Here is a 14,112-nt window from a genome sequence, read left to right on the forward strand (position 1 = left end):
GTCCCCCTCAGTCCCGGTCACGGGTCACCCGCAGGTAGATGGCGGAGAAGATGCCCAGCACCACGAACAGCAGCACGCTCATCGCGGCGGCCATGCCGAAGTCCTGGTTGACGGTGAACGCGTACCGGTAGATCAGCACCATCACCGTGACGGTGTCCGGATTGGACGTTCCGGTGAGCTGGTATGGCTCGATGAACACCTGCATCGTCGCGATGATCTGAAGCAGCAGCAGGACCAGCATGATGAAGCGGAGCTGGGGCAGCGTCACATGGCGCAGCCGGCGCCAGGCGCTGGCGCCGTCGAGCTCGGCCGCCTCGTAGAGGTCGCCGGGGATGCTTTGGAGTGCCGCGAGATACATCAGCGTCGCGCCGCCAAGGTTGGCCCAGGTGGAGACCAGGACCAGCGAGATCATCGCGGTCTTCGACGACTGGGTCCACTGCGACTCGGGCAGGCCGACGCCGCGCAGGATCGTGTTGAACAGGCCGAAGCCGGGGTCGTAGAAGTAGCGGAAGAGCAGCACGCCGACGATCGGCGGGAGCATCACCGGGAGATAGACGGCCACCCGGAAGAAGCCCTTGAGGTGCCGCATCTCATTGATCAAGATCGACAGCGCCAGGGGTACGAGGAAGCCGAAGATCAGCGCGATGCCGGTGAAGATGAGGGTGTTCTTCCACGCCGTGACGAACAGCGGGTCCTTGAAGATGGCGGTGAAGTTGTCGGTGCCGACCCAGTAGGGATCGGTCACGAAGTTGATCTGCTGGAAGCTCAGGATCACACCGCGGACCAGCGGATACCACGAGAAGAACGCGAAACAGGCGATGCCTCCGGCCATGAAGGCGTACGCCATGAGGTTGTCCTGGATCTTCCGGCTCAGGCGGCTGCGAAACCCAGCCGGCCGGCCGGCGGTGGCGACCGCCATCTCCAGCGTCCTCTTTCAGGGGTTTTGGCGGACCGCCGCCGGGGCCCGGTTCAGTAGGCTCCGGCGGCGGCCACGATGGTTACTTGACGCTGGCGAGGATGCCGTTGACCTGGGTCTCGGCGTCCTTGAGCAGCTTGGCGATGTCGGCGTTCTTGTCGGTCAGCACCTTCTGCATCGGCACGTCCAGCACCGCGTAGATCTGCTGCGCGTTCGGCGGCTCGACCTTCAGCGGGATGTTGGCGGTGGCGTCAGCGAACGGCTTGTAGTTCTCGACCGGCAGGTTCTTCAGCTTGTCGATCGCCGCCTGCTGCTTGGCCTTCGCGTCACCGGTCCACAGCGCCGGCTCGGGCAGGCCGACCGGGGTCTTCTGCGAAGCGGCCCACTCGTACTCGGTCGCGATCCGGTCCGGGTTGTCCCACCAGAACGTCAGCCACTTGAGGCCGGCGCGGATCTTCTCGGGCGTGGCCTTGGCGTTGAACATGTAGCCCTCGCCACCGGCCAGGGTGGCGGTGCCGTTCGGGATCGGGCCCAGGCCGTACTTGTTGAAGTCGCCCTTGAACTGGTTGACGATCGTCTCGATGTTGTCCGGGGCGGCCATGTACATGCCGAGCTTGCCGGAGCCCATCATCTGGAGCAGGTCGGCCCACTCCAGGAGCTGGCGCTGGCCCATGCTGTTGTCGGTCCAGCGCATGTCCTTGAGCTGCTGGAGGACCTGGGTGCCCTTCTCGTTGTTGAAGGCCGCCTTCCAGGTGCCACCCTCGTTGACCGCCACGTCGCCACCGAGCGAGTACATCCCCGCGGTGAAGTGCCAGCCACCGGTGTTGTTCTTGCTGTAGTCGCCGTAGCCGACGTAGTCCTTGCCCAGGGCGCTGATCGCCTTGGCCGCGGTGCGGACCTCGTCCCAGGTCTTCGGCGGGTTGTTCGGGTCGAGCTTGGCCTGGGTGAACAGGTCCCGGTTGTAGAGCAGGCCGAGCGAGTAGTTCTTCGCGGGCAGGCCGTAAACCTTGCCGCCGTCGTCCGAGAAGATCTTCATGAGATCCGGCCGGATCTCCTTGGTCGGCGCGAACTCGCCGAGGTATTTGCTGATGTCAGCGACCTGGCGCTTAGCGATCAGGCTGGCCGGGTCGGTGAAGTAGACGTAGAAGACGTCCTCGAGCTGGCCACCCGCGAGCTTCGACTGGAAGGTCTGCGGGTCCATCTTGCCTTCTTTGGCATCGATGTCGATGTTCGGGTTGAGCTTCTCGAACTCGGCGACGTTGTCAAGGAAGTGCTTGCGGTTGACCGCCTCGGTGTCCGGCGGCAGGCCGTTGATGACGAGCGTGACCTTGGCATTGGGGTCAGAAGCCGGTGCGTTGCCGCCGTCGTCGGAGCCGCACGCGGCCGCCGACAGCGCGACCCCGGCGACCAGCAGCAGCCCGACGGCGCTACGCAACCTGGATCTGTTCATGAGGTGAACGCCCTTCCTGGGTGGAGCGGGGATTCTCGGGTGTGTGATGTGGCTCTCTCACGTGCCATGTTTCGTGGCGATGACGATACAAAGCCGAACTAGCTCTCGCAAGAAGCTGACTGGTCTCAGAAAAAACACGACTTCATCTGGGAGCGCTCCCAGTTCGGGCACAAATATGGGCGGGCCCGTTGGCCCGCCCATATTTACGGTTATCTGTGCAGGTCAGCGCGAGCGAGCCGGCCCGGTGGAGCCGCGCACCACCAACTCGGGCTCGAAGAGAAGTTCGTCGGTGTTGACCCCGACGCCTTCGATCTGGTTGACCAGGATGTCGACGGCCGCCTGGCCCATCATCTCGATGGGCTGGCGGATCGTGGTCAGCGGCGGGTCGGTGCAGGTCATCAGCCCCGAGTCATCGAAGCCGATCACCGAGATGTCATCGGGCACCTGCTTGCCGAGCCGGCGCACGGCGCGGATCGTGCCCAGCGCGATCACGTCGCTGGCACAGATCAGCCCGGTGGCGCCCTTGTCGATCAGCTTGGTGGCCGCGACCCGGGCGCTCTCCATCGAGAAGCTGGTGCGACCGACCCACTCGGTGATGTCGTCTGGCCCCCACCCGGCGGCCTCGGCCATGGCGGTCAGCTTGCGCCGCGAGGGCATGTGGTCTTCCGGGCCGAGCACCAGGCCGATCCGCTCGTGGCCGAGCGAACGCAGGTGCCCGTAGGCCTGCTCGACCGCCACCGCGTCGTCGGTCGAGACGTGCGGGAACGGCAACTCGTCGACGCCGGCGTTGACCAGCACCACCGGCAGGCCACGGTCGGTGAGCTGGCGATAGTGCTCGTGCTTGGCGTCGGCCAGCGCGTAGTTGCCGCCGGCGAAGATCACGCCGGAAACCTGGTGGTCGAGCAGCATGTCGACGTAGTCAGGCTCCGAGATGCCGCCGATGGTGCGGGCGCAGAGGGCCGGGGTCAGGCCGCGCTGGGCGAGCGAGCCGGTCACCACCTCGGCGAGGGCGGGGAAGATCGGGTTTTGCAGCTCGGGCAGCACGAGGCCGACGAGCCGGGCGCGCTCGCCGCGCAGCTTCGTCGGGCGCTCGTAGCCGAGCACGTCGAGCGCGGTCAGCACCGCGGTGCGCGTCGATTCGGAGACACCGTCGCGACCGTTGAGCACCCGGCTCACGGTCGCTTCGCTGACGCCGGCCTTGCGCGCGACCTCGGTCAGTCGTCTGGTCACGGCGCAAACTGTACGTCATCTTTTTGCAAGAACACGACAGCCATTTGCCCGACCCCGTCATGGCCACCGGTTATCCACAGACACCGCTTGTCCACAGGTTGTAATCGCGCAAACGCAAATGCAACGCTAAGTGCGTAGAAAGGAGGGCGTGACAGTGACGACCCCGCACATCCGCAAGGTGCCATCTGCGGCCTGGACGGTCGACGATCTCGATGACCTCCCCGACGACGGCTACCGCTACGAGATCTTCGACGGGAGCCTCCTGGTGAGCCCGCCAGCAGCCATGCCCCACATCGCCGCGACGGTCCTGCTCCGCGACGCCCTCCATGCCCAGGCACCTGCTCATTTCAAAATGATCGAAGGCGTCGGCGTCTTCCCCGACCAGCGCAACTTCTACATTCCTGATCTTGTCGTCGCCCACGTTGAAGTGCTCAAGAGCCGCGACCGCGGCATCAAGCCCACCGACGTGCTGCTCGCGATAGAGGTGGTTTCGCCTTCCAACCCGAGCAACGACCTCTTCATCAAGCGAAAGGTCTACGCGCAGTTCGACATCCCCGAATACTGGGTCGTCGACCGCCGTGACCTGTCTCTGCTGGTGTTCCGCTTGGCCGACGGCAGCGAATACGACCTCGCCGCGAAGGTCCATCCGGGCGATCGTTGGCAATCGGATTGGCCGTTCCCGCTGTCGATCGACCCTGACCAGATCTTTACCTAGGCGAGGTTGTGGAGGGCGTCTTCGACCGCGCGGTGGAAGGTGGGGTAGGCGTAGATCATGCTGCGTAGCTCGGCCAGCGGCACCCGGGCGTGCACCGCGAGCGTCAGCATGCTGAGCACCTCGCCACCCATCGGGCCGACCGAGGTCGCGCCGACCAGCACGTCGCCGTCGGCGATCAGCTTGATCAGGCCGGCGTTGCCTTCCTTGTGGATCCAGCCGCGTGCGGAGGTGGTGAGATCGGTCAGTCCTACTCGGACGTCGCCGCCCTGATCGCGGGCCTGTGCCTCGGTCAGGCCGACCGACCCGACCTCCGGGTCCGTGAAGCTGACCCGCGGCACCGCGCGATAGTCGGCCGGTGGGCCTTCCTGGCCGAGGATGTCGCGCACGGCGATGCCGGCCTCATACATCGCCATGTGGGTGAAGGCGCCGTGCCCGGTGACGTCGCCGACCGCCCAGACGCCGTCGGCGACCCGCATCCGCTCGTCGGTCGAGACGGCATGCGCCGACGCGTCGACACCGACGTGCTCCAGGCCGAGATCGGCGACCCGGGCCCGCCGGCCGGTCGCCACCAGCAACCGGTCTCCGGTCACCGGTGCGGCGCCGCCGATTTCCACCGCGAAGCCATCCGCCTCGCCGTGGAGCACCCGCGTCGCGTGCATGCCGGTGTGGATCTCCACGCCGTCGGCCTCGAGTGCGGTGCGCACCAGCGCGCCCGCCTCCGGCTCGTCAAACGGCAGCAGCCGGTCGGCCGCCTCGACGACGGTCACCCGCACGCCGAACCGGGCGAACACCTGGGCCAGCTCGACGCCGATCGCGCCGCCGCCGAGGACGACCATCGAGACCGGCAGCTCTTCGGCTTCGACGGCCTCGCGGTTGGTCCAGTAGGGCGTGCCGGCCAGACCCTCGATCGGCGGCGCGACCGGCGCGGCACCGGTGCCGATCACGATGCCGCGGGCCGCCTCGAACGTCTGGCCGGCGACCTCGACCGTGCGGGGGCCGGTGAGCGTGCCGTAGCCGCGGATGAACCGGCCGCCTTTGCCGACGAATCGCTCGACGGCCACCGTGTCGTCCCAGTCGTCGGTGGCTTCCTCACGGATCCGCCTGGCGACCGGCGCCCAGTCGGGATTCACCGACGCCGAGCCGGCCAGCCGGGCGACCCGCCGGGCCTCGGCCAGCGAATTGGCCGCCCGGATCATCATCTTGGTCGGCACACAGCCGAAATAGGGGCACTCGCCGCCGACCAGGTTGCTCTCGATGCCGACGACCGCCAGGCCGGCCTCCGCGAGCTTGCCGGCGACCTCCTCGCCCCCGACGCCCAACCCGACCACGACGACGTCCACGCGCTCAGCCACGTAGCCCATTAAACGTCAGACCGCCCTATAGTGGCCGCCATGTCGCCCGTGACCGGCCACACCAGCCCGGCGTTCGCGCCCGTCCGTGACGTCTTCGCGGGCTTCTTCACCGACGGCCGCGACAGCGGCGCCGGTCTCGCCGTCGTGCACCGTGGCCGGCTGGTGGTCGATCTGGTCGGCGGCTGGCGCGACACCGACCGTCAGCGGCCCTGGACGCCGTGGACCGTGGTCGCCGTCTACTCGGTGAGCAAGCCCTTCGCCGCCGCATGCCTGATGATCCTGGTCGACCGGGGCCTGGTCGGGCTCGACGACCCGGTGCACCGTCACTGGCCCGAGTTCCCCGACGACGGCACCACGGTCCGGCACGTGCTCGCACACACGGCCGGCCGGCCCGGCTTCCCGAGCGAACGACCGGCGCAGGCCTGGGCCGAGTGGAGCCTACTCACCGCGGACCTGGCCGGCGCTGGTCCGATGTGGACTCCGGGCACGGTCGCGGCGGAGCACGCGCTCACCTACGGCCACCTCGTCGGCGAGCTGGTCCGGCGGGTCGACGGCCGGTCGATCGGGCGGTTCCTGGTCGACGAGGTGGCCCAGCCCTGGCAGCTCGAGCTCTCCTTCGGCTCCGGCGGCCGGGAAGACGTGGCCGACCTGGCCTTCGGGGCGCCTGACTGGCCGCAGACCTCGGTCGGCACCCCCGGCAGCCTGCGCCACCGCGGGCTGGCCAACCCGGCCGGGTGCCGCGACCTCGCGGTGCTCAATGGTCCATTGTGGCGTGACACCGAGGTGCCGGCCGTCAACCTGCACGCGACCGCGACCGCGGTGGTCCGGTTCTACGCCGGCATGCTGGCCGGCGGCACGCTCGACGGCCGCCGCATCCTGAGCGAGGCGGCCGTGGCCGAGATGTGCCGGGTGCAGCACGACGGGCTGGACCAGTTGCTCGAGCGCACGGTGCGCTGGTCGCTCGGCTTCCAGGTCGAAGACGACGGCAGCTTCGGCATGGGCGGGATCGGCGGCAGTTGCGGCTACGCGTTGCCCAGCGCCGGTCTGGCGATCGGTTTCGTCACCCGACACCTGGCCGAGTTCGACCGGCTCGACGAGTTGGAAACGGCCATCATGGCAGTCGTTCAGGAGTAGCGGGCCACATATTCGCCATCGGGGTCGTAGCGCTCGCGCTGGCGTTCCGGGTTGAACCGGCGGTAGGGCCGGGTGTCGTTGCCGGTGCCGGCCGTCCACTGCCAGTTGCCGGCGTTGTTGGGCAGGTCGCCGTCGAGCAGCCAGCGACCGAACTCGCCGAGCCCGCGCCGCCAGTCGACGCCGAGATCCTTGGTCAGGTAGGACGCGGTCACCAGGCGGGCCCGGTTGTGCATCCAGCCCTCGCGGCGGAGCTGGTGCATGCCAGCGTCCACAATGGGCACTCCGGTGCGCCCCTCGGCCCAGCGGTCGAAGGCGGCGTCGTCGCCCTGCCAGCTCTCGGTCGCACCGCGGCGGTAGGCCTTGCGGCCGATCTCCGGGAACGCCTGCGCCACCTGGTAGTAGAAGTCGCGCCAGCAGAGCTGGCGGACGAACGGGTCCGCGGCGGGCCGGGCCAGCGCGGCGTGCGCCACCTCCAGCGGTGACAGGCAACCGAATCGGAGGTAGGGGCTGAGCCGCGAAGTGCCGTCGCCGGCCAGGTCGTTGTGCAGGTCGTCGTAGCGCTCGACGTTGCCGACCCAGCCACGCAACCGCCGCCGGGCCGCGGTCTCCCCGCCCGGCACCGCGCCGGGCGACTCGCCGGCGGGCTCGTCCGGCAGCCGGCCGACGTCGACGCCTGACGGCAGGGGCCGCTTCTTGGGCAGGCCGATCTGGTCGCGCCACTTCGTCGCCTGCCAGGAGCGGTGATAGGGCGAGAACACCCGGTAGTGGTCGCCGCCGCCGGGCTTCAGCGCACCAGGGTCCACAATGGTCAGTCCTGGGAACAGCCGCACGGAGAGGCGATGCCGCTCACCCTCCTCGGTGAGCCGCCGCTCGCGGCGCTTGGCGTAGCGGCTCACGTCGGCCGCGAGCGCCACCCCTTCGGCGCCGACCTCGCCGGCCAGCCGGATCGTCTCCGCGACCGGATCGCCCTGGCGCAGCACCAGGTCGCTGCCCCGGTCGCGGAGCACCGCGCGCAGGTCGGCGACGCTCTGGTGCAGGAACCGGTCGCGGTTGGGCGACCGACCGGCCAGCGCGGGGTCGAAGACGAACAGGGGCACGACCTGCTCGGCGTTGGCACACGCCGCTGCCAGCGCCGGGTTGTCGTGCAGCCGCAGGTCGCGGGTGAAGAGCACCACCGCGGTGCGCATCAGGCCGCCTCGACGGCCCGCGCCGCCACCGCCCGCACGTTGGTCGGCGGCACCACGATCGGGGTGCCGCGACCGGCGAGGAGTGCGCGCGCGGCGACGGCGGCGCGGCGACGGTTGGGCACGGTGGCCCGGCGGACGAACACGTCGTAGTCGGCGGCGACGACCTCGTCGAGGATCCCGCCGTAGAGCGTGTAGGCCGCCCGGATGCAGGCCCGCGAGCCGGGCGCGAGCATCGCCACACCAGGGGCGGCGGCGGTGTAGTGCGCCCGAGCGCGCTCCACCTCGTACGCGATGAGGCTCTTGATCTTTGGTGTCGCGGCGCGACGGGTGACCGCTCCGGCCAGGTCGGCCCGGGTCACGCCGAACCGGTCGAGATCCTCGTCGGGCAGGTAGGTGCGGCCGCGGTCGAGGTCTTCGCCGACGTCGCGGATGAAGTTGGTGAGCTGGAAGGCGAGGCCGAGTTGGCGGGCCGGCTCGCGCGCGGCGGCGAAGTCGGAACTGCCCAGGATCGGCAACATCATGGTGCCGATGACCGCCGCCGAGCCCTCCATGTAGTCGAGCAGGTCGGCATAGGTGGGGTAGGTGGTGACGGTGAGGTCCATGGCCATGCTGCGCAGGAAGCTGGCGAAGTCGGTGCGGTCGAGGTCGAAGACCGCGATCGTGTGCAGCACAGCGGGCAGCAGCGGGTCGTCGACCGGTGCGCCGTGCAGGCCGGCCAGGAAGCTCGCCGACCACCGCTCGAGCGCGGCCGCCCGCTCCCGCGCGTTCAGGTCGTCGGTGCGGTCGACGATCTCGTCGGCGTAGCGGGTGAAGCCGTAGAGGGCGTGAACATGGCGTCGTTTCCATGCGGGCAGCAGCCGGGTCGCGAGATAGTAGGTGCGGCCGTGGTGTCTGTGCAGCTCACGGCAGCTCTCGTAGGACGCAGTCAGGTTCTGCTCCATCACGCCTCCCACGGTAAATCGACTCAGCAATCGACGCAACTCGTAACCATAGGGTACGCTCGGCCGCGTGGCCAACGACACGCTCGACGCGCTGCCTCTGGCCCCGCCGCCGCAACGCTCCGCACCCCTGGGCGACGAGCGGCTCCGGGCCGCGATCGATGACACCCTCACCGCGTTCCTCCGGCACGAATGCACCACCCTCGAGTCCACCGACCCGGCGCTTCGCCCGTTCGCGGCGCTGGCCCGCGACAGCGTGCTGGCCGGCGGCAAGCGCCTGCGGCCGACGTTCGCACACTGGGGCTGGCGCGGCGTCGCCGGTGCCGGGCCCGCCGACGAGCCGGTGCTGCCGGCTTTCGCCGCGCTCGAGTTGCTGCACGCGTTCGCGTTGATCCACGACGACGTGATGGACGGCTCGGTGACCCGGCGCGGTCGGCCGACCGCACACCAGGTGCTCGCCGCTCAGCACACCGGCGCGGGCCGGGCCGGCCCCGCCGATCGGTTCGGCACCGCCGGCGCCGTGCTGGTGGGCGACCTGTGCCTCGTGTGGGCCGATCGGCTGCTGGCCCGGGCCGAGGTGCCGGCGACCGCGCTGCTGGCGGCCCGCCACTGCTACGACCAGATGCGCGTCGAGGCCATCGCAGGGCAATATCTCGACGTGCTCGGCGACGCCGAGCCCGACCGCTGGTCGGTCGATCGGGCGCTGCGGGTGGCCCGGCTGAAGACCGCCAGCTACACGGTTACCCGGCCGCTGCTGTTCGGTGCTGCCCTGACCGGCGGCGGGGCGGCGGTTGCCGAGGCCTACCAGCGCTATGGCGACGCCGTCGGAGAGGCATTCCAGCTCCGCGACGACCTGCTTGGGGTGTTCGGCGACCCGGCGGAGACCGGCAAACCGGCGGGCGACGACCTGCGGACCGGCAAGCCCACCGTGTTGCTGCTGCTCGCGCGCCGCTTGGCCACCGCGGCGCAGGCGGCCGAGCTGGGCCGGACCGGTAGTCCAGGAGAAATCGACCGCATCGCGGAGATCGTCGCTGATACTGGCGCGGTGGCCGTGGTCGACGCCATGATCGACAATCGGGTCAGTGCCGCCCTCGCCGCGCTGGACCGGGCGCCGATCGACGGCAGCACCCGGGCCGCCCTGAGCGCGCTCGCGGTCGCGGCCACCCAACGGCGATCGTGACGGCTAACTTCAGGAGGTGGGCATGCGAACCGTGACCGGACCGACCGACCGCGTCGTCGTGGTCGGCGCGGGCCTCGGCGGGCTGGCCGCTGCCCTGCACCTGGCCGGGGCGGGGCGCCAGGTGACCATCGTCGAGCGCGAGGCGGTCCCCGGCGGGCGCGCCGGCCGGCTCAGCCTCGACGGCTACGAGTTCGACACCGGCCCCACCGTGCTCACCATGCCCGACCTGATCGCCGAGGCGCTGGCCGCGGTCGGTGAGGAGCTCGGCGACTGGCTCGAGCTGATCCCGCTCGACCCGGCCTACCGGGCCCACTACCCCGACGGCTCGACCCTCGACGTGATCACCGACACCGTGCGGATGGCCGGCGAGATCTCCCGCGTCTGCGGCCCCCGCGAGGCCGATGGCTATCTGCGGTTTGTCGAGTTCGCCCGTGAGCTGTGGCGGCTCGAGCGCGACGACTTCATCGCGCGCAACTTCGACGCGCCCACCGATCTGCTCACCGGCAACCTGCTGCGGCTGTTCGCCAACGGCGCGTTCCGCCGGCTACAGACCAAGGTCAACCAGTTCTTCCGCGATCCGCGTACCCGCAGAATCTTCTCTTTCCAGGCCATGTATGCCGGCCTCGCGCCGGAGGACGCGCTCGCGATCTACGCGGTCATCGCCTACCTCGACTCGGTCGCCGGGGTGTTCTACCCGCGCGGCGGCATCCACGCGGTGCCGCGCGCGCTCGCCGGCGCCGCCGAGAAGCACGGCGTGCAGATCCGCTACGACTGCGCGGTCACCCGGGTGGAGACGTCCGGCGGCCGGGCCGTCGCCGTGCACACCGCGACCGGCGAGCGGATCCCGGCCGACGTGGTCGTGCTCAACCCTGACCTGCCGGTCGCTTCCGAGCAGCTCCTCGGCGAGCCGCAGCGCCCGCTGCGCTACTCACCCTCCGCGGTGGTCCTGCACATCGGATCCAGCCAGGGGTACGAGCGGATCGCGCACCACAACATCCACTTCGGCCGGGCCTGGCGGCGCACGTTCGCCGAGATCATCGACCGGGGCGAGCTGATGTCGGACCCGTCGCTGCTGGTCACCAACCCCAGCCGCACCGAGCCCACAGTGGCACCGGCCGGCCGGCACAGCTACTACGTGCTCGCACCGGTGCCCAACCTCGACCGGGCGCCGCTCGACTGGCGCGGCCCGCTGGGCCGCCGCTACGCCGACGACCTCATGGCCACGCTCGAACGGCGCGGCTACCACGGGTTCGCGGCCGGCGTCGAAGTCTCCCGCGTGGTCACGCCCGCCGACTGGGCGGCCGCCGGAATGGCCGCGGGCACCCCGTTCGCGGCCGCGCACAGCCTCTTCCAGACCGGGCCGTTCCGCCCGGGCAACCTGCACCGCTCATTGTCCAATGTGGTTTTCGTCGGCTCCGGCACCCAGCCCGGCGTCGGCGTGCCGATGGTGCTCATCTCCGGCAAGCTCGCGGCTTCCCGGATCGTCGGAGGACTGACATGACCGACTCTCGCGAACGACACCTCGTCGAGCTCGTCGACGACGACGGCCTGCCGATCGGCAGCGAGACCGTCGAGGTGGCACACCAGCGCCCCGGTCAGTTGCACCGGGCGTTCTCGGTGGTGCTGATGGATCCCGATGGGCGGGTCCTGCTCCAACGCCGGGCGGCGGTGAAGACGCGCTTCCCGATGCGCTGGGCCAACACCTGCTGTGGCCACCCCGCACCGGGCGAGGAACTCGCCGTCTCCGCCAACCGGCGGCTCAAGGAGGAACTCGGCGCCGCACCGGTCGCGCTCTCGGAGATCGGCGTCTACGTCTACTACGCCGAGGACCCGTCGACGGGGCGGGTCGAGTGGGAATACGACCACGTGCTGCTCGGCCGCGTGTCCGGCGACGAGCGGCTGCTGCCCGACCCCGACGAGGTCGCCGAGCTCGACTGGGTCGACCCCGAGGTGCTGCCGCGCGCGATCCGCGCCGAACCCACCCTCTACTCACCCTGGTTGGCGGGGGTGATCAACCAGGTCGCCGCGTTCCAGCGGTCCGGCGCCGTGGGCGCCGCCGCGGTCCCGGCAGACGCCGACGGCGACGCGGCGGAGCGGTCGGGTGGCCGATGACGGCCTGAGCGCCGGGGCTGTCGCGCGCCGCCTCGGTGTCGCGGTCACGACGCTGCGCACCTGGCACCAGCGCTACGGGCTGGGGCCGAGCAGCCACGTGCCCGGCCACCACCGCCGTTACACGGCCGAGGACCTGTCCCGGCTGGAGGTGATGCGCCGGCTCACCGGCGAGGGCATCGCACCGGCCGAAGCGGCCCGGTGGGCCCGCTACGCACCCGACGTCCCGCCGGCCGAGCAGCAGCCGGCCCGCGACGGTGGCGGCTTCGCGATCCCGGTCGGCCGCGCCGGGCCGACCGCGCGCGGCCTGGCCCGGGCCGCGATCCGGCTCGACGTCGACGCGATGCGCGAGATCATGGCGCGGGCCGTCACCGACCAGGGCGTCGTGTCGGCGTGGGACGACGTGCTGCGCCCGGTGCTGGCCGGGATCGGCGAGCGACACATGGCGTCCAAGCGGCTGATCGAGGTCGAGCACCTGTTCTCCCGCACCGCGACCGAGGTGTTCGCCGCCGTACCCCGCCCCCGCGGCGCGGAACCGCCCCGGATCCTGCTCGCCTGCGCCGACGAGGAGCAGCACAGCCTGCCGCTGGAGGCGATGGCCGCCGCGCTGGCGATCGACGGCGTCGCGAGCCGGCTGCTCGGCGCCCGGGTGCCGTCCGTGGCGCTGGCCGACGCGGTCGACCGCACCGGCCCCGACGTCGTGATGATCTGGTCGCACACGCCCGACACCGCCGACCCGGCACAGCTCGTGGCGCTCCAGGACGCGCCGCGTCGCCCGGTGCTGATCCTCGCCGGCGGTCCAGGTTGGTCGGTCGACAGCCTGCCCACCGGCGTGGTCGCGCCGACAAGCCTCGCCGAGGCGCTCCAGCTCGCCCAAACGTGGGCGCGAAGGTCTCTCGGATAGTCGAATACCGAGCCAGGGTCCGCTACCGTGTGTGCGGTCCTCGCCGGCGTGGGCCGGCGCCCCTTGGGAGCACGCCCCCGCTCCCGCCCTGGGAGTCGACGATGTCGAGACGCGTCGCGGTCGCTGCCGCGCTGGTCGTCCTCACGCTGCTGGTCGGCTCACGCTGGACGACCAACAGATCCGCCGTGCTGGCCAATCAGCGCAGCACGGTCACGGCCAGCCCGCCCGAGGTGCGGCCGACCACCGCGGCGCCCTCGCCGTCTGCCACTCCGCCCGACGTGGTCGTGGCGCCCAAACCCAAACCGAAGCCCAAGCCGGCCGGCAGCGGGCCGTTCGGCAGCATGAAGCTGACCGGTCGCAAGCAGGTGGCGCTCACCTTCGACGACGGCCCGCACCCGATGTGGACGCCGAAGGTGCTCGACCGCCTCAAGGCTGCCCACGTGAAGGCGACCTTCTGCGTGGTTGGCACGCAGGTCAAGAAATACCCCTCGCTGATGAGGCGGATCGTCCGCGAGGGGCACACGCTCTGCAACCACAGTTGGAACCACGAACTCGACCTGGGCAAGCGCCCGGCCGCCGAGATCAAGGCCAACCTGGAGGCGACCAACCGAGCGATCCGCGCGGCAGTGCCCAACGCGAAGATCCGCTACTTCCGGCAACCCGGCGGCGAGTGGACCGACAGCGTGGTCAAGGTCAGCTCCTCGCTGGGCATGAAACCGCTGGGCTGGGACGTCGACCCGCGCGACTGGGAGATCTCCGACGCCAAGCTGATCGGCTCCCGGGTGATCTCCCACTCCCGCCCGGGCTCGATCATCCTGATGCACGACGGCGGCGGCGACCGCAACGGCACCCTGGTCGCCTGCCCTAACGTGATCAAGAACCTCCGCAGCCGGTTCGGGATCACCCAACTCCACTGAGCGGGTGGGGTTTGGGCGGGTTTGCGGTACCGGTGATACCGGCTTGGTGGCGGAGACAGGCATCGCGTATGCTTTCGAAG

13 protein-coding genes are annotated in these 14,112 nt (G+C 70.3%); 7 read left to right on the top strand and 6 right to left on the bottom strand.

The features are described from left to right. Positions 1-7: 7 nt before the first annotated feature. The 3 genes from DFJ67_RS10025 to DFJ67_RS10035 all read right to left on the bottom strand — a co-directional run bounded on the left by DFJ67_RS10025 (position 8) and on the right by DFJ67_RS10035 (position 3,596). A complete protein-coding gene (locus DFJ67_RS10025; protein WP_116067632.1) occupies positions 8-919 on the bottom strand; it encodes a carbohydrate ABC transporter permease in 912 nt (303 codons plus the stop codon). Positions 920-998: 79 nt separating this feature from the next. Next, the gene (locus DFJ67_RS10030) at positions 999-2,366 is read right to left on the bottom strand and encodes an ABC transporter substrate-binding protein (protein WP_116067633.1); all 1,368 of its coding nucleotides are present in this window, start codon (positions 2,364-2,366) and stop codon (positions 999-1,001) included. A gap of 222 nt (positions 2,367-2,588) precedes the next feature. Further along, positions 2,589-3,596 carry a LacI family DNA-binding transcriptional regulator gene (locus DFJ67_RS10035; protein ID WP_116067634.1) on the bottom strand — a complete coding sequence of 336 codons (1,008 nt, stop codon included), beginning with the start codon at positions 3,594-3,596 and terminating at the stop codon, positions 2,589-2,591. 148 nt (positions 3,597-3,744) lie between these two features. Here DFJ67_RS10035 and DFJ67_RS10040 point away from each other — a divergent pair, with 148 nt between their 5' ends. Then, on the top strand, positions 3,745-4,311 hold the full coding sequence (locus DFJ67_RS10040) for a Uma2 family endonuclease (protein ID WP_170215778.1): 567 nt from the start codon (positions 3,745-3,747) through the stop codon (positions 4,309-4,311). On the opposite strand, the gene DFJ67_RS10045 is transcribed toward DFJ67_RS10040, so the two are convergent. Beyond that, complete coding sequence (locus DFJ67_RS10045) at positions 4,308-5,672, bottom strand: dihydrolipoyl dehydrogenase family protein (protein WP_203783556.1); 1,365 nt, start codon at positions 5,670-5,672, stop codon at positions 4,308-4,310. The two genes, DFJ67_RS10040 and DFJ67_RS10045, sit on opposite strands and share 4 nt — an antisense overlap. 30 nt (positions 5,673-5,702) lie before the next feature. Between DFJ67_RS10045 and DFJ67_RS10050 the strand changes: the two genes are divergently transcribed. Next, positions 5,703-6,797: a serine hydrolase domain-containing protein gene (locus DFJ67_RS10050; protein ID WP_116067636.1), complete on the top strand. Its 1,095-nt coding sequence runs from the start codon at positions 5,703-5,705 to the stop codon at positions 6,795-6,797. Here the strand turns inward: DFJ67_RS10050 and DFJ67_RS10055 are convergent. Both DFJ67_RS10055 and DFJ67_RS10060 read right to left on the bottom strand, forming a co-directional pair. Beyond that, positions 6,788-7,984 carry a cryptochrome/photolyase family protein gene (locus tag DFJ67_RS10055; protein WP_116067637.1) on the bottom strand — a complete coding sequence of 399 codons (1,197 nt, stop codon included), beginning with the start codon at positions 7,982-7,984 and terminating at the stop codon, positions 6,788-6,790. The two genes, DFJ67_RS10050 and DFJ67_RS10055, sit on opposite strands and share 10 nt — an antisense overlap. Then, positions 7,984-8,925 (bottom strand): phytoene/squalene synthase family protein, encoded by a 942-nt coding sequence (locus DFJ67_RS10060; protein WP_116067638.1) that lies wholly within the window; start codon positions 8,923-8,925, stop codon positions 7,984-7,986. Before DFJ67_RS10060 ends, DFJ67_RS10055 begins: the two co-directional genes overlap by 1 nt. 91 nt (positions 8,926-9,016) lie before the next feature. Between DFJ67_RS10060 and DFJ67_RS10065 the strand changes: the two genes are divergently transcribed. The 5 genes from DFJ67_RS10065 to DFJ67_RS10085 all read left to right on the top strand — a co-directional run bounded on the left by DFJ67_RS10065 (position 9,017) and on the right by DFJ67_RS10085 (position 14,032). After that, entirely contained in the window at positions 9,017-10,102 is a 1,086-nt protein-coding gene (locus DFJ67_RS10065; RefSeq protein WP_409362907.1) for a polyprenyl synthetase family protein, read from the top strand. Between the two features lie 22 nt (positions 10,103-10,124). Next, complete coding sequence (crtI, locus tag DFJ67_RS10070; RefSeq protein ID WP_116067640.1) at positions 10,125-11,603, top strand: phytoene desaturase family protein; 1,479 nt, start codon at positions 10,125-10,127, stop codon at positions 11,601-11,603. Next, positions 11,600-12,214 carry an isopentenyl-diphosphate Delta-isomerase gene (idi, locus tag DFJ67_RS10075; protein ID WP_116067641.1) on the top strand — a complete coding sequence of 205 codons (615 nt, stop codon included), beginning with the start codon at positions 11,600-11,602 and terminating at the stop codon, positions 12,212-12,214. The genes crtI and idi overlap by 4 nt, the downstream gene beginning before the upstream one ends. Continuing rightward, positions 12,204-13,115 (top strand): MerR family transcriptional regulator, encoded by a 912-nt coding sequence (locus DFJ67_RS10080; protein WP_116067642.1) that lies wholly within the window; start codon positions 12,204-12,206, stop codon positions 13,113-13,115. The genes idi and DFJ67_RS10080 overlap by 11 nt, the downstream gene beginning before the upstream one ends. A 101-nt stretch (positions 13,116-13,216) precedes the next feature. Beyond that, entirely contained in the window at positions 13,217-14,032 is an 816-nt protein-coding gene (locus DFJ67_RS10085) for a polysaccharide deacetylase family protein (protein WP_116067643.1), read from the top strand. Positions 14,033-14,112 lie beyond the last annotated feature (80 nt).

This window comes from Asanoa ferruginea, assembly GCF_003387075.1.
GTDB classification, from domain to species: Bacteria; Actinomycetota; Actinomycetes; order Mycobacteriales; family Micromonosporaceae; genus Asanoa; species Asanoa ferruginea.